At 60.3% G+C, this 21,681-nt stretch carries 21 protein-coding genes, 1 tRNA gene, 1 pseudogene and 1 riboswitch; of the genes and pseudogenes, 11 read left to right on the top strand and 12 right to left on the bottom strand.

What is annotated here, in order from left to right:
• Nucleotides 1-3: 3 nt before the first annotated feature.
• The 3 genes from ACR0EZ_RS12685 to ACR0EZ_RS12675 all read right to left on the bottom strand — a co-directional run bounded on the left by ACR0EZ_RS12685 (nucleotide 4) and on the right by ACR0EZ_RS12675 (nucleotide 3,181).
• Nucleotides 4-1,368, bottom strand: coding sequence for an MATE family efflux transporter (locus ACR0EZ_RS12685; protein WP_480613522.1), 1,365 nt, complete (start codon nucleotides 1,366-1,368; stop codon nucleotides 4-6).
• A 117-nt stretch (nucleotides 1,369-1,485) separates the two neighbouring features.
• Nucleotides 1,486-2,409 (bottom strand): polyphosphate kinase 2, encoded by a 924-nt coding sequence (gene ppk2, locus ACR0EZ_RS12680; protein WP_480613520.1) that lies wholly within the window; start codon nucleotides 2,407-2,409, stop codon nucleotides 1,486-1,488.
• A gap of 163 nt (nucleotides 2,410-2,572) precedes the next feature.
• Nucleotides 2,573-3,181, bottom strand: a complete 609-nt coding sequence (locus ACR0EZ_RS12675; protein WP_480613518.1) for a carboxymuconolactone decarboxylase family protein — start codon at nucleotides 3,179-3,181, stop codon at nucleotides 2,573-2,575.
• Between ACR0EZ_RS12675 and ACR0EZ_RS12670 the strand changes: the two genes are divergently transcribed.
• Both ACR0EZ_RS12670 and parE read left to right on the top strand, forming a co-directional pair.
• Nucleotides 3,180-4,208: a methyltransferase domain-containing protein gene (locus tag ACR0EZ_RS12670; protein ID WP_480613516.1), complete on the top strand. Its 1,029-nt coding sequence runs from the start codon at nucleotides 3,180-3,182 to the stop codon at nucleotides 4,206-4,208. The genes ACR0EZ_RS12675 and ACR0EZ_RS12670 overlap by 2 nt on opposite strands.
• Nucleotides 4,209-4,357: 149 nt before the next feature.
• Nucleotides 4,358-6,316, top strand: a complete 1,959-nt coding sequence (parE, locus tag ACR0EZ_RS12665; RefSeq protein ID WP_480613514.1) for a DNA topoisomerase IV subunit B — start codon at nucleotides 4,358-4,360, stop codon at nucleotides 6,314-6,316.
• Nucleotides 6,317-6,403: 87 nt separating this feature from the next.
• Here the strand turns inward: parE and ACR0EZ_RS12660 are convergent, their stop codons facing one another.
• A complete protein-coding gene (locus ACR0EZ_RS12660; protein ID WP_480613512.1) occupies nucleotides 6,404-7,288 on the bottom strand; it encodes a formylglycine-generating enzyme family protein in 885 nt (294 codons plus the stop codon).
• Nucleotides 7,289-7,676: 388 nt separating this feature from the next.
• On the opposite strand from ACR0EZ_RS12660, the gene ACR0EZ_RS12655 reads away from it, so the two are divergent.
• On the top strand, nucleotides 7,677-7,958 hold the full coding sequence (locus ACR0EZ_RS12655; RefSeq protein ID WP_480613510.1) for a hypothetical protein: 282 nt from the start codon (nucleotides 7,677-7,679) through the stop codon (nucleotides 7,956-7,958).
• A gap of 12 nt (nucleotides 7,959-7,970) precedes the next feature.
• Here ACR0EZ_RS12655 and ACR0EZ_RS12650 read toward each other — a convergent pair whose 3' ends face one another.
• The gene (locus ACR0EZ_RS12650; protein ID WP_480613508.1) at nucleotides 7,971-8,741 is read right to left on the bottom strand and encodes an alpha/beta hydrolase; all 771 of its coding nucleotides are present in this window, start codon (nucleotides 8,739-8,741) and stop codon (nucleotides 7,971-7,973) included.
• Between the two features lie 106 nt (nucleotides 8,742-8,847).
• On the opposite strand from ACR0EZ_RS12650, the pseudogene ACR0EZ_RS12645 reads away from it, so the two are divergent.
• Nucleotides 8,848-9,603: pseudogene (locus tag ACR0EZ_RS12645) on the top strand (hypothetical protein); the annotation flags it as partial.
• Nucleotides 9,604-9,613: 10 nt separating this feature from the next.
• Here ACR0EZ_RS12645 and ACR0EZ_RS12640 read toward each other — a convergent pair.
• Complete coding sequence (locus ACR0EZ_RS12640; RefSeq protein ID WP_480613506.1) at nucleotides 9,614-10,288, bottom strand: TIGR04283 family arsenosugar biosynthesis glycosyltransferase; 675 nt, start codon at nucleotides 10,286-10,288, stop codon at nucleotides 9,614-9,616.
• Nucleotides 10,289-10,361: 73 nt separating this feature from the next.
• On the opposite strand from ACR0EZ_RS12640, the gene ygfZ reads away from it, so the two are divergent.
• Nucleotides 10,362-11,099 carry a CAF17-like 4Fe-4S cluster assembly/insertion protein YgfZ gene (gene ygfZ / locus ACR0EZ_RS12635; RefSeq protein WP_480613504.1) on the top strand — a complete coding sequence of 246 codons (738 nt, stop codon included), beginning with the start codon at nucleotides 10,362-10,364 and terminating at the stop codon, nucleotides 11,097-11,099.
• Between the two features lie 112 nt (nucleotides 11,100-11,211).
• Nucleotides 11,212-12,159: an ABC transporter transmembrane domain-containing protein gene (locus ACR0EZ_RS12630; protein WP_480613502.1), complete on the top strand. Its 948-nt coding sequence runs from the start codon at nucleotides 11,212-11,214 to the stop codon at nucleotides 12,157-12,159.
• A gap of 45 nt (nucleotides 12,160-12,204) precedes the next feature.
• On the opposite strand, the gene efp is transcribed toward ACR0EZ_RS12630, so the two are convergent.
• Nucleotides 12,205-12,768, bottom strand: a complete 564-nt coding sequence (gene efp / locus ACR0EZ_RS12625) for an elongation factor P (RefSeq protein WP_480613500.1) — start codon at nucleotides 12,766-12,768, stop codon at nucleotides 12,205-12,207.
• Between the two features lie 218 nt (nucleotides 12,769-12,986).
• Between efp and ACR0EZ_RS12620 the strand changes: the two genes are divergently transcribed.
• Nucleotides 12,987-13,307, top strand: a complete 321-nt coding sequence (locus tag ACR0EZ_RS12620; protein ID WP_037310273.1) for a DUF6280 family protein — start codon at nucleotides 12,987-12,989, stop codon at nucleotides 13,305-13,307.
• A 68-nt stretch (nucleotides 13,308-13,375) separates the two neighbouring features.
• Here the strand turns inward: ACR0EZ_RS12620 and ACR0EZ_RS12615 are convergent, their stop codons facing one another.
• Nucleotides 13,376-13,945 (bottom strand): cobalamin biosynthesis protein CobQ, encoded by a 570-nt coding sequence (locus ACR0EZ_RS12615; protein ID WP_480613498.1) that lies wholly within the window; start codon nucleotides 13,943-13,945, stop codon nucleotides 13,376-13,378.
• Between the two features lie 60 nt (nucleotides 13,946-14,005).
• Between ACR0EZ_RS12615 and ACR0EZ_RS12610 the strand changes: the two genes are divergently transcribed.
• Nucleotides 14,006-15,463, top strand: a complete 1,458-nt coding sequence (locus tag ACR0EZ_RS12610) for a cobyric acid synthase (protein ID WP_480613496.1) — start codon at nucleotides 14,006-14,008, stop codon at nucleotides 15,461-15,463.
• A gap of 3 nt (nucleotides 15,464-15,466) precedes the next feature.
• Here ACR0EZ_RS12610 and ACR0EZ_RS12605 read toward each other — a convergent pair whose 3' ends face one another.
• From ACR0EZ_RS12605 to ACR0EZ_RS12595, 3 genes are all read right to left on the bottom strand, one after another.
• On the bottom strand, nucleotides 15,467-16,270 hold the full coding sequence (locus tag ACR0EZ_RS12605; RefSeq protein WP_480613494.1) for a hypothetical protein: 804 nt from the start codon (nucleotides 16,268-16,270) through the stop codon (nucleotides 15,467-15,469).
• A gap of 74 nt (nucleotides 16,271-16,344) precedes the next feature.
• Nucleotides 16,345-17,763: a TolC family outer membrane protein gene (locus tag ACR0EZ_RS12600; RefSeq protein ID WP_480613492.1), complete on the bottom strand. Its 1,419-nt coding sequence runs from the start codon at nucleotides 17,761-17,763 to the stop codon at nucleotides 16,345-16,347.
• Between the two features lie 95 nt (nucleotides 17,764-17,858).
• The gene (locus ACR0EZ_RS12595; protein WP_480613490.1) at nucleotides 17,859-18,512 is read right to left on the bottom strand and encodes a protein-L-isoaspartate O-methyltransferase family protein; all 654 of its coding nucleotides are present in this window, start codon (nucleotides 18,510-18,512) and stop codon (nucleotides 17,859-17,861) included.
• Nucleotides 18,513-18,740: 228 nt separating this feature from the next.
• Here ACR0EZ_RS12595 and ACR0EZ_RS12590 point away from each other — a divergent pair.
• Nucleotides 18,741-18,814, top strand: a tRNA-Cys gene (locus tag ACR0EZ_RS12590).
• A gap of 41 nt (nucleotides 18,815-18,855) precedes the next feature.
• Here the strand turns inward: ACR0EZ_RS12590 and ACR0EZ_RS12585 are convergent.
• Nucleotides 18,856-19,821, bottom strand: a complete 966-nt coding sequence (locus ACR0EZ_RS12585; protein ID WP_480613489.1) for an NAD(P)-dependent oxidoreductase — start codon at nucleotides 19,819-19,821, stop codon at nucleotides 18,856-18,858.
• Nucleotides 19,822-19,957: 136 nt separating this feature from the next.
• Nucleotides 19,958-20,161, top strand: a riboswitch (cobalamin riboswitch).
• 85 nt (nucleotides 20,162-20,246) lie between these two features.
• Here ACR0EZ_RS12585 and ACR0EZ_RS12580 point away from each other — a divergent pair.
• Together ACR0EZ_RS12580 and cobW are read left to right on the top strand one after the other, a co-directional pair.
• On the top strand, nucleotides 20,247-20,627 hold the full coding sequence (locus ACR0EZ_RS12580) for a DUF1636 family protein (protein ID WP_480613487.1): 381 nt from the start codon (nucleotides 20,247-20,249) through the stop codon (nucleotides 20,625-20,627).
• Nucleotides 20,624-21,679, top strand: coding sequence for a cobalamin biosynthesis protein CobW (cobW, locus tag ACR0EZ_RS12575; RefSeq protein WP_480613485.1), 1,056 nt, complete (start codon nucleotides 20,624-20,626; stop codon nucleotides 21,677-21,679). The genes ACR0EZ_RS12580 and cobW overlap by 4 nt, the downstream gene beginning before the upstream one ends.
• Nucleotides 21,680-21,681: the final 2 nt, after the last annotated feature.

Below are 21,681 nucleotides of genomic sequence, written 5' to 3'. Positions count from 1 at the left end.
GCTCTATTCGGCCGGAACGCCAATTTCCCGCACGGACCGCAGCCAGAAGCGGGCCATCAGCAGCACCGCGGCGAAGGCCAATCCAAGCACAAGACCCATCCAGACGCCGATCCCGTCCATTCCCCGGACGAACCCAAAGTAGTACGAGGCCGGGATACCGATGACCCAATAGCTGAGCGCCGCTATGACCATCGGGATCTTGGCGTCCTGCAATCCGCGCAGCAGCCCCAGCGCAATGACCTGCGCCCCGTCTACCAGTTGGAACAGGGCCGCCAGGGCCAGCAGGCCGGTGCCAATCGCCAATATCTGCGAACGCTGCGGGTCGTCCGGTTCCATGAACAGCGAAATCAACGGCTCGGCGCATGTCAGAAACAATATGATCGTTATCACCGACACCACCAGCGACATCCCGGTGACCGCCACCGCGCCCTTTTCCAGATGGGCACGATCCCTGCGACCCAGCGCATTGCCCGCCCGAATGGTGGCCGCATTGGACAGGCCCAGATGTACCATGAACATGGCAGAGGCCAGGTTCAATGCGATCCCGTGCGCAGCCAGCGGCACTTGCCCCAACCATCCCATCATCACAGCAGAGGTGGCAAACAGCGTAACCTCGGCCAGCGTGGTCAGCCCAATGGGCACACCAAGGCGCAGAACGCTGCCGAACATCTCCCAATCCGGGCGCCAGAAGCGCCGGAACAGGCTGTGTTCAGGCAGGACATAGACCGCATAGATGATCACGGCGATCAACGAGACGAGCTGGGTCACGATCGACGCAATTGCGGCGCCGATGACGCCCAGTTCCGGCGCGCCCCAATTGCCGAAGATCAGCGCATAGTTCGTCACCCCGTTGACCAACGCGGCAACCACCGTGATCCACAAAACGATCTGCGTGCGCTCAAGCGCGGCCAGATAGGATTTCAGGACCATCACCAGCAACGCGGGAATGATGCCCCATCCGGCGACACGCAGATATTCCGACGCGGTTTTGGCGACCTGCGGGTCCTGCTTTGCGGCGATCAGGATCGGATAGGACCACCACAGCAAGGGCAGCACCAGGGCCGCATAGAGCAACGACAGCCACAGCCCCATGCGGGTGGACCGGCGAATGCTGGTTTCATCCTCTTCCGCTGCGGCAGTTGCCACCATTGGCATGACGGCCCAGCCGAATCCTGCGCCAAACAGAAACAGCACAAAGTAAAAGCTGCCGGCCAGCGTCACGGCAGCCAGAGCCTCGACCCCGTACCAGCCCAGCATGATCGTGTCGGTCAGACCGATGGCAAACTGCGCCAGATGCCCGCCGATCAACGGCAGGCCCAGCACGGCAATGGCGCGAAAATGGCCGGGATATGTCATCACTTTCGTCATCGGCACAGCCATATGCGCGGCCCGATGCCGGGACAAGAGGGGAAAGGTAAAATTTCAATATGAGACAAAAGGCCTCCACGCCGGTATCCCCCGGCGTGGGGCAGGTGCCGTGGCCGGTTAGCGCGCTTCCGGATGCAGGGCCGTGCCCAGAATGTGTTCCGAGCGGTGGATCACATGATGCGCCTGCCCGACGATCAGGGGATCGGGTTCGCCCACGACCTGATAATTCTTGCCGGGATAGTCCAGCGTGGACAGGAAGTGGCGCATGCAGTTCAGGCGCGCGCGCTTCTTGTCGTTGGACTTGACGATGGTCCAGGGCGCGTCCGCCGTGTCGGTGTAGAAGAACATCGCTTCTTTGGCTTCGGTATAGTCGTCCCACTTGTTCAGGCTGGCCTTGTCGATCGGAGACAGCTTCCACTGTTTCAGCGGATCGGTCTCGCGGCTCTTGAACCGGCGCTGCTGTTCGTCCTGCGTGACCGAGAACCAGTATTTGTAAAGCTGGATGCCCGACCGCACCAGCATCCGCTCAAGCTCGGGGGTTTGGCGCATGAATTCGAGGTATTCGTTCGGCGTACAGAACCCCATCACCCGCTCGACCCCGGCGCGGTTGTACCAGGAGCGGTCGTAGAACACCATTTCACCAACGGTCGGCAGTTCCTGAACATAGCGCTGGTAGTACCACTGCCCCTTCTCTTCCCAGGTCGGCTTGTTCAGCGCAACGATCCGCGCTTGACGGGGGTTGAGGTGTTCCATGAACCGCTTGATCGTACCGCCCTTGCCGGCGGCGTCGCGGCCCTCGAACAGCAGCACGAAGCGCTGTCCGGTCTCTTGCGACCAAAGCTGAACCTTCAGAAGCTCGGCCTGAAGCTGCGCCTTCTCGGCCTCATAAACGGCGCGGGCCATCTTACGCCCATAGGGGTATTTGCCGCTTTCGAAAGCCTGCCGGATTTTTTCCAGGCTCGGCGGCACGGGCGCGGTTTTTCTGACTGGTTCGGCGTTGATTTTCTGGGATTCTGGCTCGATCTTCGCAACTGCTTCCATGCATGTTCTCCTGGCTTTCACTGTCCTCAGTGACGGCTAGCAGAAATGCCCTGAACGCGCTTTGATTGGCATCAAACCTGAACCTGACACCGACAAAAAAGCGGTGGACCGATCCCACACATCCTCTGTTCAAAAACACCTCGCGAAACGCGAGGGGCCGCCCCTACCGATGCCCCCAATCGTCAGGATTGTCCGAGTTGTTGGGCGACAACCCCAACACATCCCCGTCGGTCGAACACCCCAACCCCAGCACCGTCCGGTTGGCATAGGAAAAATACGCGCAGACCTGATTGATCTCGAGTAACTCTCCGTCGTCCCACCCGGCCTCGCGCAGTGCGATCACGTCCTGTTCCGTCAAATCCGCCGGGGCCTCGGTCAGCTTGCGCGCATAGTGCATCGCCGCGACCTGCGCCGCATCCAACGGGGCCTGCCCGGGTGTGCGCGCCTCAATTGCGGCGCGGATCGCATCCCCGCGCGCGGTGTCGCCCAACAGCCGCTGCAACCCGCTGAAATGATGTTCGACGCAGTAGCCGCAGCGGTTCAGCGAACTGACCCACACGCCCAAAACCTCGAGAAACCACTTTGGCACCCGATTGGCCGAGTGGTGCAGCACAGTCTTGTAAATCGCCATGTGGCCTTCCATCGAATGCGGCCGCAGAGAATGCGCCATCATGATGTTGTCCACATTGTTGTCGGGGCCGGTGACCCGCTCGTACAGCTTTCGCAGCCTGCCGGTGGCCTGGTCGAACGGAATGGTTTTGATCCAGCTCATGAAGTTCCCGCTATTTGTCTCTTTGAGTTGCGATCACTCTAGTTACGATCTCACCCATCCGCGAGACGAAACCGCGCCGTCCCGAACAACTATTGGTGCCCTTGCCTATTTTGGTACGTACAATCAAAGCTATGACGCCGCAGCACAACCGGGTAAGCTTCCAGAAATTGGGGGAGGAACCAAGCCGGTGAACAAAGCGGAAGAGAGAGTCGCGAAATTCTACGCCAACCACCCAATTTCAGCGCCACACATACTGACAAAGCTGGAGCAAAGCCGTGGCTCGCTGAAAGACGTCGAACCGCAGGAACTCTACCCATTCGATCAGGATCACTATGACGGGTTGAACGCGAACGCACGGCTAGCCAAAAACACCGGGATGCACCCCGGTGACAATGTCCTTGATGTGTGTTCCGGCCTGTGCGGACCTGCAAGGTGGTATGCCGTCCAGCGTGGCGTTCAGGTCACAGGAATCGACCTCAGCCCGAACCGCGTGGAAGGCGCTAAGGAACTGAACACTCTTGTCGGACTGCAGGATCAGGTTCACCCGGTTCTGGCCAGTGCCGTGGACATACCCTTTGAGGACGCGCGCTTTGACGCTGCGGTCAGCCAGGAGTCGTTTCTGCATATTCCCGACAAACAAAAGGCGCTTCACGAAGTGTTTCGCGTTCTTCGTCCCGGCGCCCGCTTTGCGCTTACTGATTGGGTGATGCACAGCCCCCTGCCGGTGGAAGAACTGGACCATTACAGACAACGCTTTGCCTGCCAGTCCATGCTGAGCATCCCCCAGTACCAAACCCAATTGGAAAACGCCGGTTTTAACGTGGTGTTAGCAGATGACCTGACGCATTCATGGGGGGACATTCTGGCTCAAAGGCTCAGGATGTATCAAGATCTCGACGCCGAAGCGGAACGCGCCGGGAATCCATCCAAGGGGAACGATTTCCTGATCATGTACGCCAAGTTTGTCGACGATGTTCAGCAGCGCCGTATCGGCGGTGCCCGCTTAACCGCTGAAAAACCAAACTAACCTCTGGGATCAACGTTTTTGCTGATGTGCGACGTGGGCTTATCCGGCATCTGCGCCGTTAAAGACAGAACACAACACCTCGCGCCCCTCTTCCCCCGGACCACATCACCTGCCATAATGGGTCAAACTCAAAAACAAGAGCAGCACCCATGCCCGACGATCTGTTGACGCCCAGCGCCACCACTGCCTATGACGCCTCCTCGATCGAGGTGCTTGAAGGGCTGGAACCGGTCCGCAAACGCCCCGGCATGTATATCGGCGGCACGGATGAGCGCGCTTTGCATCATATGGTCGCTGAAATCCTCGACAACTCGATGGACGAAGCCGTCGCAGGCCACGCCAACCGGATCGAGGTGGAACTGCATTCCGATTACGCCCTGACCGTACGCGACAACGGGCGCGGCATTCCGATTGATCCGCATCCCAAGTTTCCCGACAAATCCGCGCTTGAGGTCATTCTGTGCACCCTGCACGCGGGCGGCAAGTTTTCGGGCAAGGCCTATCAGACCTCGGGCGGTTTGCACGGTGTGGGCGCATCCGTAGTGAACGCGCTGTCGGATTCGATGGTGGTGCAGGTTGCGCGCGACAAACAACTGTTCGAACAACGCTTCTCGCGCGGTATCCCGCTGGGTCCGGTGGAAAAGATCGGCGCGGCCCCGAACCGGCGCGGCACCACGGTCACCTTCCATGCCGACCCGGACATCTTCGGCCATCATCGCTTCAAACCGGCGCGGCTGTTCAAATCCATCCGCTCCAAGGCCTACCTGTTCTCGGGCGTTGAAATCCGCTGGAAATCCGCCATCGACGATGGCGAAACTCCGACCGAGGCCAGCTTCCACTTCCCCGGCGGCCTGTCCGATTACCTGAAGGAAACGATGAACGGCTCGTCCACCTATGCCGAGCAGCCTTTCGCAGGCACCGTGGACTTTACCGAGAAATTCGGCACCCCCGGCAAGGTCGAGTGGGCGATCAACTGGACCCCCTCGCGCGATGGGTTCATCCAGTCCTACTGTAACACCGTCCCCACGCCCGAAGGCGGCACCCATGTGGCGGGGTTCTGGGCGGCGATCCTCAAGGGGATCAAGGCGTATGGAGAGCTGATCAACAACAAGAAGGCCGCGCAGATCACCCGTGACGACCTGATCACCGGTGGCTGCGCGCTGGTGTCGTGCTTCATCCGTGAGCCGGAATTCGTCGGCCAGACCAAAGACCGCCTTGCCACGGTCGAGGCGCAGAGGCTGGTCGAAAACTCGGTCCGCGACCATTTCGACAACTGGCTGGCCGCCGACACCAAGTCCGCAGGCGCAATTCTCGACTTCCTCATTCTGAGGGCCGAGGAACGCCTGCGCCGGCGGGCCGAGAAGGAAACACAACGCAAGTCCGCCACTAAGAAACTCCGTCTGCCCGGCAAGCTGGTGGACTGTTCTAGTTCAACACGCGACGGCACCGAATTATTCATCGTCGAGGGCGACTCGGCGGGCGGCTCGGCCAAAATGGGCCGCGACCGCAAGACACAGGCCTTGCTGCCCCTGCGCGGCAAGATCCTGAACGTGCTGGGCGCGGCCAGTTCGAAACTGGGCACCAATGCCGAGATCAACGACTTGACGCAGGCGCTGGGTGTGGGCCTTGGCACCAAGTTCAACGTCGACGACCTGCGCTATGACAAGATCATCATCATGACCGACGCGGATGTGGACGGGGCGCATATCGCGTCCTTGCTGATGACCTTCTTTTTCACCCAGATGCGGCCGATGATCGACGCGGGCCACCTCTATCTCGCCTGCCCGCCTCTGTATCGCCTGACCCAAGGCGCCAAACGCGTCTACTGTCTGGACGAGGCCGAACGCGACGAGTGGCTTGAGAAAGGTCTGGGCGGCAAGGGCAAGATCGACGTTTCCCGCTTCAAGGGTCTGGGCGAAATGGACGCCAAGGACCTGAAAGAGACCACGATGGACCCAGCCTCCCGCAAACTGATCCGCGTTACGATTGATGAGGACGAACCCGGCGAGACCGGCGACCTGGTCGAGCGCCTGATGGGCAAGAAGCCCGAACTGCGGTTCCAATACATTCAGGAGAACGCGCGGTTTGTGGAGGAGTTGGATGTTTGAGGCAAGGTATTCCAGCCTCAAATCGTGAAATTGCAGAACTTAGCTGAATAATCGACATTTCCCGGGAATTCGTAGCAACAAAACTGCCTATTTTAGTTCCCTTACGATGCGAAATCCGGTGTCATTCTTGCGCCGATGTTCGGGTCTACTCGCGCGAGCCGACGGGCGTAAATAATCCATTCCAGTTGCAAAGCTGCCACCTTTTGCTACCCGCTCACATGTAGATTGTGATTGAGCATTCTTTTGGTACTTGCGATCACTGGATAACCCTAAGTGTTCAGACGACCAGCAAGATAGAGTCAGCTCGTATAAATTCCCGGACATATGCCTCAAACCCCAACCGTTTCCAGAACTTAGGTCATTCACTAAAACAGGTATCCGCCGGTTTGTAAGCTCAGGCATTTCCTTGCCACGCATCTGTTCCGTACCAACACCGGAAAAGTTGGCCTGTTGAGGTGTCAGTTCCTCGCCCTGCCCAAATCTGGCGTCTGACCCACCTCTCGCGGCATATTCCCATTCGGCCTCAGTTGGGAGGCGATACACTTCGCCGCCAACCAAAGAATTTAGCCATGTGACGTATTCCAGCATATCAAGGAAAGAAATGTTGATTGCGGGGTGGCTGTCCTCAAGTGGGACATAATCCAAACGACCGCTATCGAGTTTTGCAAACACACGATGATCCGGACTGTGCGCACATCCACCGGCGTCAACGCACTCATTCCACTGTGCGTATGTGATTTCGTTGCGACCTATTGCGTATGGCACATCCATTTCCACGCGGTGGCGTGGATGTTCATGTGGAATAATGTTTATCGCATCAGGTGCACGCCGCGTCATCGTGGCACCTTCACCAAAAAAATCGAACGGGTTCCGTGACTCTTCTTGTGTAGCACCCATCATAAAGGAACCGAGTGGCACCACGATCATCTCTGGGCACTGATCGCATTCCTTGAAGACGTCCAGCGGGGACAACACCTCCCCATTCGAACTTCGCAACGCTTCAGTAGTTTCGGCTGAGCCTGGATATGAAGGCACTACATACGCCAGCCCGCAAAGCAACCCGAATGCCAATGCGCGTTTCAACCACTGTGGATTTGGGGGCGGGACCTTCGATCTTGCAGTGAAACCTAGACACAACCACATTTTGAAGTTTCCTTTAAGATCACAATCTCAGCGAGCTCAAACTATCTCGTGACAAGTCGAAGTTCTACGACAAAAGCTACCAATTTCCAAATTTTTTCCGTTGCCTAACCCGTTGATCCCGTTCACACTTACCCTCAATCCGTCATCCAAGAACGACATCTGAGGTTCCGGGCCCCAAGACCCAATTCGAACGACAATTTCCGAACGGGAGGACGACATGAAAACACTAACCCTCGGGCTGGCGCTGACGCTGCTTGCCTCGACAGCCACAGCGCAGCAGACGTTAAGCCTCGCCTCACCCATTCCGGACGGCGCGGAGAAGCGGTTTTGCTATTACGAAGGTCTGGCCTATTCCGAGGACTCCTTTGTCCTGCTGACGGGCGACAATACCGTCACCAGTACGGTCAGCACGGTGCAGGAACGCCTGTTGCGCTGTCATCGCGAGAACGACGATACGCTCAAGTGGAAACCGCAAAGCACGTTTTCGACCAATAACTGACGTAGGGCCGGTTTAGCCCAGCTTTTCGTCCAGCCAGTCGGCGATCTGCCCGGCGGGGCCTTCCCAGCCGGGTTCCATGAACAGGAAATGCGCGTGGTTTTCGACCGGCAAAAACGTCGCGCGATCCCCGTAGAGGTTCGCCAGCGCGCGGCAGGTGTTGGGGTTCACGGCCCGGTCCTCGGTGCCTGAGACGATCAGCACCGGGCAGTCGACCTTGTCGATCTCCACCTTCATCGCGTGGTGGTCGTCGAACATCCAAAAGAACATCTCGAACATCACGCGCCCGCTCTCAGCGCCGAGTTGGTCGAACACCTCATGCTGCTGCGCCTCGGGCATCTTGTTCAGCGCGAAGGGGGCCATCAGGTCGAAATCGACGCGCATGGGCTGTTTCCAGAACGCCCCGCCCTCCATCAGCGCGCGGGGTACGGCGCGTTCGTCGTCGGTTTCGGGCAAAGTGCCCCAGGGCGCGTTCGGGTTAATCAGAACGATGGCGCTGGCCAGACCGCGCGCGGCCACCTGCTGGGCGACAACGCCAGCGATGGCATGGCCCAGCAGCACCGGTTTGCTGTCCAGCCCCTGCACGAAATCCGCGATGTCATCCGCGTAATCCGTGACGCTGGTGTCGGTCAGGCCCGGATCGGGCTCGGCCTTTGGATCGCCGCCATGAAAGCGCAGCGCGGGGGTGTGTACCGTCCAGCCCCGGTCGCGAAAGAACCCGGCATAGTCCCGCATGCACCACGGCCCGGCAAAGGCCCCGTGGATCAGAACGATTTCTTTGGTCATGGGCCTCTCCCCCCTCTGCGCGACCCCAGTATGGCCATCCTTCAGCCTGTTACAACTGAACGTGATCACTGTTGCGTCACGGTTTGGACTTCTTACACTTGAGAGCATGAGTTTTGTGACGGACAATCAACTGCCTCTGCTGATCCTGTTCTTTCTGATCGGATCGGTGGGCACCGGTTTTCTGTTCCGCAAACCGGCGGGGCACCGGGCGTGGAAGGTGGCCGATCTGGTCTGGGTCGTGCTGGGCGGCATCGGTGCGCTGGTGGCGGTTCTCGCGGGGCTCTATTCGGCGGACAGTTCGCGGCTGGACCGGCAGATTGACGTGGCCTATGCCGCCTCGCTGGCCTTCGACCGCGACGCGGCCCGGTTCCGGCTGCGGTTCTGCGACCCGGCCTATGATCCCGACACCGCCGTCCTGTGCGACAAGGTCGAATTCCTGTCGGCCTCGACCGCCAGCAATGCCGATCTGCCCCTCTTCATCGCCGTCACGAATGAGGTTGCGCCTCTGCAAGGTCTGCACTTCCTGTTCGGGCGTCAGGCCAAAGATGACATGGAGGAAATCCGCGACATGGCCGCCAAGGCAGACGCGTTCAACATCGATCAGTTTCTGGTCTTTACCTCGCTGGATGAGCCAACGCAGACCGCCATCGACAACATGCGCCGCAAGGTGCCGGCGATTGCGGGCGATTATCTGATCCTGGCGCAGGCCTATGACGATCTGATCGATCAGGTCGGCAAGCTGAAGGATGAATGGGAATACCTGCAGGCCAACGCGCATATTCTGGTGCTGCAGATCATTGCGCTATGTCTGGTCAGTTTCGCGGCCCCCTTCCGGCTGGGTAAATCGCTGGTCGAATTGCGCGGCGCGCGGCTTAGCGCCGGTAGGACTGCGCCAGCGCCTTTGGGTCGGCCCCAAGAAAGTAGCGCAGCAGAGTCCAAAGATTCCGCGCCCCGCGCCGAAACCAGCCCGACCGTTCATAGCGTTCCGAACTCGTGATCGCCTGCGACGCCAGCAAGGTGATGCGGGGCAGTTTGCGGGCCAGTGCCACATCCTCCATAAGCGGTTGGTCGGGGTATCCGCCTGCGGCCAGATAGGTCTGACGGGGCAGCAGAAGGCCCTGATCCCCGTAGGGCAATCCGAAGACGCGGCTGCGCAGGTTGGCCCAGCCCGCTACCCACGCGGGGGCCAAGCCCTTGGCGCGGAAGGTCAGCCGAAAGGCGGCGGGTTTGCCCGTTTGCAGATGGTCCGCGACAGCTTTGGTCCAGCCGTCCTGCAGCACCGTATCGGCGTGCACAACCAGCAGCCAATCGCCCTTGGCCTGCGCGCAGCCTCGGCGCAGCTGACCGCCACGCGATGCCGGACCGGTCAGGAATTCGGCCCCGGCTTCATCCGCGATCTCGGGTGTCTGGTCTGTCGAGCCGCCATCGCTGATCACCAACTCGCGGATCAACCCGGCGTGCAGCCCCTCCATCAGCGCCTGCAGGCAGTCCGGCAAAGCCGCATCCGCGTTCAGGGTCGGGATCACGATGCTGATGGGCGCGGGCACGTCGGATAACCTCTGGTCTTGGCGGCGAGACTTCCTATATCACGAGGCCTGAGGAAATGACGAGGACCAAGCCATGCCCACCCGCCGCATTCTGCGTGTGACCGGCTCGAACGCCGACAGCTTTTTGCAGGACCTGATCACCAATGACATTCGCGGGCTGGACAACGGGCTGGTCTATGCCGCGCTGCTGACGCCGCAGGGCAAGTATCTGGCCGATTTCTTCCTGAAACGCGACGCGGGGGCGATCCTGCTGGACGTGGCCGAAGAACTGGCCGATGGGCTGTTTAAGCGCCTCAGCATGTACAAGTTGCGCGCTGATGTTGCGATTGAGGCAACCGATCTGAACCTGCAACGCGGCACCGGGCCTGCGCCCGACGGGGCCTTGCCCGACCCGCGTCATCCAGATATGGGCTGGCGTTCGTACACGCCCGCTCCCGAAAGCGATGACGGAACCGATTGGGAGGCGATCCGCGTGCGCCACTGCATCCCCGAAAGCGGGATCGAACTGACCCCCGACAGCTATATTCTGGAATCCGGATTTGAAACCTTGAATGGCGTCGATTTCAAGAAGGGCTGCTATGTCGGGCAGGAAGTCACTGCGCGCATGAAACACAAAACCGAACTGCGCAAGGGCCTGCGCCGGGTGAATATCGACGGCAGCGCCCCGGTGGGAACGGCGATTCTGTCCGGCGGGAAACCTGCGGGCACGTTGTTCACTCAGTCCGGGGATCAGGCGATTGCCTATCTGCGCCTCGACCGCACCGGGGACGAGATGCAGGCCGAAGCCGCCAGGATCACCCTGACCGACTAGGCGCAGTTTGTTGCGCGCGCGGCACGCTGGATCTTCGGCGGCGATCCCGACCATTTGAACCGCGCCAGCGGTCCTGTCACAGTGCGGGCACACGAGCAACACGGGTGCCTGCATGTTTCAGTTATACGCCGCCATCTGGCGCGCCAGCGCCGGGCGTCAGATCATCCTGATCCTGCTGTCGCTCGCTGTGGCGGCGCTGGCTGCTGCGCCGCTGGAGTTTCAGCGCAATATCATCAACCAACTGACTTCGGACGACATAGATACAAACCGCCTGTTTTTGATGGGCGCGGGCATGCTGGCGGTTATTCTGCTGAGCCTGGCGCTCAAATGGCTGTTGGGCTACCGCGCCGGAACGCTGGGCGAAGACCTGATCCGGATGATACGGCTGCGGCTGCTGGCGCGCTCGGCCGATATGGGGCAGACCGGCGAGACCGTTCGCAAGGGCACCATGACCACCGCAATCTCGGCCGAGGCGGAAGAGCTGGGCAAGTTCGCAGGCGGCGCCTTTTCCGATCCGGTGGTTCAGATCGGCACACTGATCTCGGTCATTGGCTTCATCACCTCAACGCAACCGGGGCTTGGCCTGATCGCCCTGTCGATGATCGCGCCACAGATCGTCATCGTTCTGGTCTCGCAGCGCAAGGTGAACATCTTTGTTGCCGAGCGTGTTCACATCCTGCGCAGCGCCACCGACACGCTGACCACCGAAGATATCCAGAGCACGGTCGCCGATGTCGAAGCCAAATTCGATGACATCTTCGAGACGCGGCGGCGGATGTTTGTCTGGAAACTGTCCACCAAGTTCCTGCTCAGCGCAATTAACGGCGCCGGCATGGTTGGCGTTCTGATGATGGGCGGCTGGCTGGTTCTGCAGGGCCGCACCGATGTCGGTACCGTGGTGGCGGCCACCAGCGGGCTTGCCCGGATACAAGGGCCAACCGCCTTTCTGATCGCATTCTACCGTCAGGTCAGCGCCAACCGGATCAAGTTCGACCTGATGCGCGGCCTGTTTGGCCCCGATCCCACGCGATACCGCACCTATACCAGACACAAAAAATGACCGCGCAGCCCTGCTGTCACGGTCATTTTGGGACGTTGCACGGCGTTACGCGCGTTCGGAATATTCCATGCTTTCGGTGTTCACCACGATCATCTCATCCTGACCGATGAACGGCGGCACCATCACCTTGACGCCATTGTCCAGAACGGCGGGTTTGAACGAGTTCGCAGCAGTCTGGCCTTTGACCACCGGCTCGGTCTCGACGATCTTGCAGGTAACCTTCTGCGGCAGCGTCGCGTTCAGTGCCTCAGATTCGTAGAACTCGACCACGATGGTCATGCCGTCCTGCAGAAACGGGCGGCGTTCACCCAGCAGGTCAGCGGGCAGTTCGATCTGCTCATAGGTCTCGGCATCCATGAACACCAGCATGCCGTCAGATTCGTACAGGAACTGCTGATCCTTCTGCTCAAGGCGCACGCGTTCGACCTTGTCGGCAGAGCGGAAGCGTTCGTTCAGCTTGGACCCGTTGCGCAGGTTGCGCAGTTCGACCTGTGCAAAAGCGCCGCCTTTACCGGGCTTTACGTGATCGACTTTGACAGCGGCCCACAGCCCGTCGTTATGCTCAAGCACATTGCCGGGGCGAATTTCGTTCCCATTTATCTTGGGCATGACATAAATCCTTCACAAACGGTTGATGCGTCAGTTGCCGTCCCTATATCTGGCGGGACCACACCTGACAAGACAACGACACCTAGTGCTGCACATGCAGAAAGCCATGCAAGTGACGCAACGCAACTATGCATTTTAGCTGTATCCGAATCGCACCTAATAGGTCATAAGGACCGTCACGCCGAAAATGCAAGAGCAAGAACAACAAGGAAGACGAGATGAGAGATTTCGTTGACGGCACTGCCTTTAACAACGAGCAAGGCAATCGTGCACGCAAACTTTTCGCGGCCGTTGTGCTGGCCGCACTAGATGACGCCATCGCCGATGACAAGAAATACGGCAATGGCCCCGAACAGATCGCCCGCTGGGCCCGTTCGCGCGATGGGCGCGAGGTGCTTTCGTGCGCGGGCATCGACCCGAACGAGCGGGTTGTCAGCGGACTGATGGAGTTCGTCGGCCGTGGCGTGCGCACCTCGGTCGCGCTGTCGCGGGAAGAAAGCGAGCGTCGCAATGCCGCTCAGCAGGCAGAAGCCGCCTGATCCAGGGCGACCTCTGAACGAAAAAGCGCGCTCCTCAGCAGGAGCGCGCTTTTCTTTTTGCCCCGCGCTCAGAAGAACAGGAACCACTGCCGCGCGACCCAAAGCTCGGCCAGCACCAGCACGCCAAAGAACGCTTTGGCCCAGACGGACATGCCGCGCTGCCACAGGATGGCATAACACGCGATACAGAGTGCTATCGACACAGGCGCCACCCACAGGGCGTGATGGCTGCTGTCCCAATAGCTGACCGGGCTGTGAAACACCCAGTCGCTGAACGGCCAGAACTGAGGCCGCCCATCCCCCGCATGCAGCAGGAAATCCATCCCAAGGTGCAGCATCCCGGCGGATGCGCCGACGGTCAGAAGTTTCCAGCCGCGCCACAGCCCGATCAGCAGGGCCAGCCCCCACAGAAAAAAGGAATTGTCGATCGCAAATACGGTCTGCCAACTGCCCGAGAAGTAAAGCTGATCGAACACAACATGTTCGGGGATCCCCAGAACAAAAAGCGACGTGCCCGCCATCACGTATAGCGACAGGTCCGGCAGCAGCGATCCGAACAAGGCGGCCCACAGGACCGGTCCTCGGGCCGGGCGGGCAAAGGCGGCGGCTCCGATCAACAGATGCGCTGGTGTATTCAACTTTGGCTTTTCCTTTGCCCGCAAATCAGGTCATCTGAGCGCCAACATAGGAGACGGGGCATGGTTCGGTCCATCATGATTCAGGGCACCGGCAGCAATGTCGGGAAATCGGTTCTTGTGGCCGGTCTGGCGCGGGCCTTTACCCGGCGCGGATTGCGGGTTGCGCCGTTCAAGCCGCAGAACATGTCGAACAACGCCGCCGTCACGAAAAACGGCGGGGAAATCGGCCGGGCACAGGCGCTGCAGGCCCGCGCGGCGCGGCGCGCCACGCATACGGATATGAACCCGATCCTTTTGAAGCCCGAAACCGATACCGGTGCCCAGATCATCGTGCAGGGGCAGCGCGCGGGCACGATGAAGGCGGGCGACTACCGCAAGGACAAATCCAAACTTCTGGCTGCGGCGCTTGAAAGCTTTGATCGCCTGTGCAGCGATGCCGATCTGGTCCTGATCGAAGGCGCGGGCAGCCCGGCGGAAACCAACCTGCGCAAGGGCGACATCGCCAATATGGGCTTTGCCTGTGCCGCCGGAGTTCCCGTGGTACTGGTCGGAGACATTCACCGTGGCGGCGTGATTGCCCAGATCGTGGGAACGCAGGCGGTTTTGGACACGAATGATTTGGCGATGATCCGGGGCTTTGCGGTGAACCGCTTCAAGGGCGACGTATCGCTGTTTGACGAGGGCCGCGACGACATCGCCACGCGCACCGGATGGCCCTGTCTGGGCGTTGTCCCGTGGTTCCACGATGCGTGGAAGCTGCCGGCCGAGGATATGATGGACATCCGCTCTCATACGGGCGGTGCCTGCAAGGTTGTCGTGCCTCAGCTTGAACGGATGGCCAATTTCGACGACCTCGACCCGCTTTCTGCCGAGCCCGGCATCAGCGTTGAGGTCATCCCCGCAGGCCGCCCCCTGCCCGGCGACGCGGACCTTGTGTTGCTGCCCGGCAGCAAGTCCACCATCGGCGATCTGGCCAATTTCCGGGCGCAGGGGTGGGATATCGACCTTTACGCCCATGTGCGCCGGGGCGGGCATGTTCTGGGCCTGTGCGGCGGGTATCAGATGCTGGGCAAAACCATCTCGGACCCGGACGGGGTCGATGGACGGCCCGGCAAGGTCGACGGCTTGGGCCTGCTGGACGTTGACACCGTCATGGCTGGCAAAAAGCACGTTACGCTGACCGAGGCCCGCGCTTTGCCGGGTGGTGAGCCTGTCAGCGGCTATGAAATCCACATGGGCCAAACCGAAGGTCCCGATTGCACCCGCGCCTGGCTTGAGGTCGATGGCCGCCCCGAAGGAGCCGCCAGCCCGAACGGTCGCATTCTGGGCAGCTATCTGCACGGTATCTTTTCGTCGGACGCGTTCCGCGCCAGCTATCTCTCAAAGCTGCGGGTCACGTCGGACAACGCTTATGAGGATGGGGTCGAACAAACACTGGGCGATCTGGCCGACCATCTGGAACAGCACATGGATCTGGATCTGCTGCTGGAACTGGCAAGTAAGCCCCGGCGCGGTTAAGCTTTATTCCAGCTCCTGCGCGGCCAGGGCGCGATGGATTTCGCGACGTACCATTTTGCGGACGTTTCGCGTTATGCGCTCGCCCAAAGCACCCTGCAACTCCTGCCGGACGACATCCGCGATCAATTCCCGCAAGGTATCCTCGTCCATTGGCAGGGCCTGCGTTTCGGACCCATCCGGCGCTGCCCCTTCCGGCTCGGGCGTCTCGGGCGCTGAGACCGACGGGCTTCGAACAAAGGTCGCGGCGGTCTCGGCCTCTTTCACAAAGACGAAGGATTCGGGCTCATCCTGCGTTTCCAGCTTCTCCGCGGCGAAACCTTTTTCGGCGTTCCACGGCAAGGACTGAACCGGCGTACCGGAATAGGCGTCATCACTGTCGCCGTCGGGTTCCCACTGATCTTCGGTGCGGGCGATCGCAGCCTCGAGCGCTTCGATCTTGGCGCTCAGGCTGACGGTCGGATTGTCTTCAGGGGCCGCCGGTTCGCTTTCCGCCACTGGCTTTTCTGCAAACGCCGGTGCCTTGCCATCCCGGTTGGCGGGGGTGCCCGCTCGGACAATGTCGCAGGTCCGCAGCAGCATCGGCTTCGCCGATTTCTCGGCGCTGTATTCCGGTTCAAGTTTCAGCGGTGCTGCATCCCCTTTCGGGGATTTGCCAATGCGCAGGGCATCTGTCAGAACCAGCCGCCCGGGCTTGCGCGCCGCAGCCTTTGAATCCGATCCCGGCTCTTTCCGGGCCTCTTCACTGACAAGACGTTTTACCGAAGACAGGACATCCTCGATACCGGCTTTTACGACATTATCCGTCATTGTTCTCTACCGCTCTATCCTCGGGATCGAGTGTAGCCAAACAATGCAGACCTCACAACAGGTAGTATTGCCCCTTAGTCCCGCCGCAACGCTTTGAGGACGCGATCCAGATCCTTGCTCTGTTTGCTGATCTGAGCCGGCGCTTTCTTGACCAGATTGTAATACAGTGTCGGATCATAGATTTGCACCGCAAGACCCAGACGTTCAGCGGTCAGCAACCCCTGCGCCTGCAACAGCTGATAGGCCGCCAGCGACCGTTCCGTGCGCGAGGCGACCTCGGCCAATTGCGCATCCAGCAAGTCCTGCTGCGCGTTCAGAACGTCCAGCGTGGTCCGGGCGCCCAGCGTGGCTTCCTCACGAATCCCGTCAAACGCGACCTGCGACGCCCGCACACGTTCGGTCGAAGCGGTAAGGCTGGCGGTTGCGGATTCGAAGCGCGCAAACGCATCGGCGACCCCTTGCGTGATGTCCTTTTGCACATTCAGCAGGTTGGCGCGGGATGCATCGCGGGTCGCCATAGCACGGCGCACGGCAGCGGCCAGACGGCCACCGGCATAGATCGACTGATTGAGCGTCAGCGCAACGCCTGCGGTGTTTTGGTAATCGTCATCGTCAAAGTTCTCACGAACACCGGCATTCGCACCAAAGCTCACATTCGGACCCAGATTGGCGCGCTGCTGCTGAACAATCAGGTCCAGAGCCCGAACCTGATGCTGCGCCGACAGGATCGCCGGATGGTTCCGCTGCGCCAGACTGACCGCCTCGGATTGCGAGCGCGGCAGATTGGGCAGGCCCGGCTGACCGGCTGTCCGACCCGGAAGTTTGCCAACCGCATTCACATATTCGGCCTGCGCGGTGCTCAGATCACCCCGCGCATCCGCCAAGTCGGCCCGCGAACTGGCCAACTGCGCTTCGGACAGGGCAACGTCCGTCCGCGTCACCTCACCCACTTCGAACCGGTCGTTCGAGGCGCGCAGTTCCTCGCTGGATACGTCCACGTTGTTCAGGCGAATCTGAACCGTTTCTTCCTGCAGAAGAACGCTCAGATAAGCGGTCGCCGCGCGGAACAGAACCTGCTGTTCGATATCGATCAGCGTTTGCCGGGTCGAAAGAACAGTCTCTTGCGCAGATTGCTTGCCCAACACGGACGCGCCGCCGTCATAGATCAGTTGGGTCAATGTCAGCCCGGTGAAAAACCGCGCCGGGTTCGTTGTTGTCACTGTCGTACCGGTGCGTGTCTTGGTGTATTCCTGGCTGATATCAACCGTCCAGTTGATGATCGGACGCAAAGCCGAAAGGGCGATCGCGACGTCTTCATCCGCTGCACGCAACAGGGCCCGGTTCTGCTCTAGCAGGCCACTGGTGTTATACGCGCCGATGAACGCATCTGTTATATTGTCCGCCCAAGCCGCACGTCCGGGAACTACGCTGATGGCAATGCCAGCGGTCAAAGCCAACACCCTGACCAGCTTACCTGTCGCCGTACCACGCATATCCAAATCCTCTCAAATCGAAATAACGCTGCCTCTCCGGCAGTTTGCGCCTTTGTTTTCAACTAATCAAGGCGGCAAAAATATCTGTCAAATGACTATAGCGAAAATGCACACTTTGCGGAAAAGCTATCTAAAACCGGTGCGCTGGCGTTGAAGGCATCGCGCCAGCTGACCCGTTCGCCGGATTTGCGGCCGATCCGGACGGTGCCCAGATTCCCCTCGACGAACAGGCAGGCAATGCGGCCGTGATCCTTGAGCTGTCCCAGCAGATCGTCCGGTATTTCCTCGACCCCGCCCTGGATCATGATCACGTCATACGGCCCATGTTCAGCCGCGCCCTGTGCCAGAGGCCCCACATGGACAATCGCGTTGTCGGCATTGGCTTCGCTGAGCAGGTTCTGTGCCTCGGACGCCAGGGTTTCATCTTCCTCGACACCCACAACCAACTGCGCCATGCGCGCGGTAACAGCGGTCGAGTAACCAAGCGCCAAACCGATATCCAGCACCGCCTCGTCATTTGAAATATTCAGCGCATCCAGCATCTTAGCCAGAGTGCGCGGCTCGAGCATGCAGCGCCCGTTTCCAAGGTCGATCAGCTCTTCGGCATAAGACGCCTCGCGCTGCGACGCGGGCACAAAGCTTTCCCGCGGAACGTTCAGCATCGCGTCAATGATCGGAAACTTCGTGACGTCCGAGGGCCGAACCTGCGTGTCAACCATCGTGCGGCGCCGGGTGGCGAAATCTGTCATGTGATCTCTCGTCTTGAACCCTTGATTATCTGGCTTGTGCCACATCCCTTGCGCACCGGCAACGGCCCAGATGCCGCAACCCGGGTTTTGTGGCAGGTTTCGTACCGGACCGAGGGCGCTCAATTTACAGGCCGAGCGCCGATTTTGCATTCTTCCCACTGGACGCCCCCAGCGAAAGCTGCTAAAACGCCCTCCACACCACGGCAAGTATTTGATTTTACTTGAAAAGGCGAGTTGGCGGAGTGGTGACGCAGCGGATTGCAAATCCGTGTACACCGGTTCGATTCCGGTACTCGCCTCCATCTCTCTGAAACGCTTCGGTTTTGCGGTCTGGAATGTCCGTTTATTCTGCGGCGCGTCCTTGCGGAATGACTTCATATCCCGGTTCTTCCGGCTCATCGTCTTCCATCTCGGGCGGAAAACCAGGGGCGCGGATGTCGAGGCCGGTGGCGTCTTCCAGCCGCCGGATGATATTCGGCGACAGTTCGCGGTCTCCGTACCGGGCAATGCCGTCTTCGAAAATGCTGATCATCACGGGATTGATCTCTAACGGAACACCGGCGCGGTCGGCAACGTCCTGAAACAGGCCGATGTCCTTTTTCACCAGATCCATGGTGAACGAGATATCGCGCGAGCCGTTCAGGATCACCTGACTTTCGGTTTCATGAACGAATGAGGTGCCCGACGAGATTTTGATCGCCTCATAGGTAGTATTCAGGTCCATGCCCGCTGCCTTGGCCGTCACCAAAGCCTCGGCGCAGGTAATCAGGTTGGCGGTGGCCAGGTAGTTGGTCAGCACTTTCAAAACGGAAGCCGAGCCCAGATCGCCCGTATGCAGGACCCGACGGCCCATCGTGGTCAGGAAGGGCAGAATACGCTCGAACGTCGCGCGGTCGCAGCCTGCGAAGATCGAGATATTGCCAGTCGCCGCCCGGTGGCACCCGCCGGAAACCGGGCAATCCACGGCAGCACCGCCCCGTTCAATGACCATCGCGCCCAGGCGTTTGACCTCGGCCTCGTCGGTGGTCGACATCTCCATCCAGATTTTACCGGGGCTGACCTCGGGCAGCATCTCCTGCATCACCGCGTCCGAGGCGGCAGGGGACGGCAAGCAGGTGATCACCGCATCGCAATCGCGCATCAGCTGGGCCGGATCTTCCGCCGCTTTGGCCCCTTGTGCGACAAAGGCCGCCACCAGATCCGGGTTCAGGTCATGCACGGTCAGATCGATTCCGTTGCGCAGCAGCGACCCAGAAAGCTTGCCGCCCACATTGCCCAGCCCGATAAACCCTACCTTCATACGCCGCACCCTCCTGTTCGCGTGTTGCCGACCATGCGATCACGTCGCAGCGATCGGATCATGCCGCCCAGCGACGCCGACAGGTCGCTTTTTACCCGCTTCCTCACGGATCGGCGCGTTGCGCTTGACAAGCGGGCCGCCGCTGCCGCATGTCCCTTTCGTTGGTGTCTGCGACAGCAGATGAAAAGGGAATGCGTCAGCGGGTTTTTCCGTCAAACGCAGCCGCCCCCGCGACCGTGACCGGAGAGGGTGCCCAAGCCACTGGCGAATGCCGGGAAGGCGGGACATCCGACAGAGGAGAGCTCTGACATCCGCAAGCCGGGAGACCTGCCAACGCCCGAAGATGAAACCGGACGGGGTGTTCCGGTGTGGGGCTCTGATCGGCCCGCATGAAACCCCGTCCCCCACGAAGAGGATTTGGGGGGATGAGAGACATGACCGAGACCGTTCCGGTCGAACTTCTGGTTTGCACGACCTGTCGCCGCGGCCTGCCTGTCGAAGATGATGCACAGCGGCCCGGCACGTTGCTGCACAAGGCGCTGGAACAGGCGGGCCTGCCCGAGGGCATTACCCTGAAAGCCGTCGAATGCCTGTCGAATTGTGATGAAGGCTGTTCGATCGTGCTGCGCGGCGGGCCGGATCGCTGGACCTTTGTCTACGAGCATCTGAACGAAACCGACCATGTCGGCGTGATCGTCGAGGGCGCGACCAAGTACCTCGCCACCGAGGACGGTCTGGTCAAATGGCGCGAGCGCCCCGAACATTTCCGCAAAAACTGTGCGGCCCGCATTCCCCCGATTGGAGCCCTGAAATGAGCAATCTCGAAAAACTTCCCGTCACCGTGATCACCGGCTTTCTGGGCTCGGGCAAGACCACGCTGGTGCGTCACCTGATGCAGAACCCGCAGGGCAAGCGTTTGGCCGTTGTCGTTAACGAATTCGGCGACGTGGGTGTTGATGGCGATATCCTGAAATCCTGCGCCATCCCGGATTGCCCTGCCGAAAACATTATGGAACTGGCGAACGGCTGCATATGCTGCACCGTGGCCGATGATTTCATTCCGACCATCGAGGCGCTGATGGCGCTGGAGCCGCGGCCCGAACATATCCTGATCGAAACCTCCGGCCTCGCCCTGCCCAAACCGCTGCTGAAAGCGTTCGACTGGCCCGATATCCGCTCGAAAATCACTGTGGACGGCGTGATCGCTCTGGCCGATGCCGAGGCCGTCGCCGCCGGTCGCTTTGCACCGAATGTCGAGGCGGTGGATGCCCAGCGGCTGGCCGATGACTCGATCGATCACGAAACGCCCCTGTCCGAGGTGTTCGAGGATCAGATCTCCTGCGCCGACATTATCCTGCTGACCAAACCCGATCTGGCTGGCCCGGAAGGTGTGGCGAAGGCCAAGGAAGTCATCGCAGCCGAGGCCCCCCGCCCCCTGCCCGTGGTCGAAGTCGCCGAGGGCGTGGTGGATGTGCGCGTCGTTTTGGGCCTCGAGGCCGCAGCCGAAGACGACATGGACGCCCGCCCCAGCCATCATGACGGCCATGACGACCACGAGCATGACGATTTCGAAAGCATCATCGTCGAACTGCCCGAACAGACCGACCCCGCCGATCTGGTCGCCAGGATCGAACGTCTGGCGACCGAGCTGAACATCCTGCGGGTCAAAGGTTACGCCGCTGTTCAGGGCAAACCGATGCGCCTGTTGGTTCAGGCCGTCGGTGCGCGCGTCCGTCATCAGTATGACCGTCCGTGGGAACCGGGCGTAGAGCGCCGTTCGCGCCTTGTGGTGATCGCCGAGCATGACGATATCAAAGAGGCCGAAATCCGCGATATCCTTGTGGGCTTGAAAGAGGCCGCCGAGTAAAC

This window comes from Ruegeria sp. AK4 (assembly GCF_056541025.1).
This window is presented reverse-complemented; position numbering and strand designations above follow the sequence as displayed.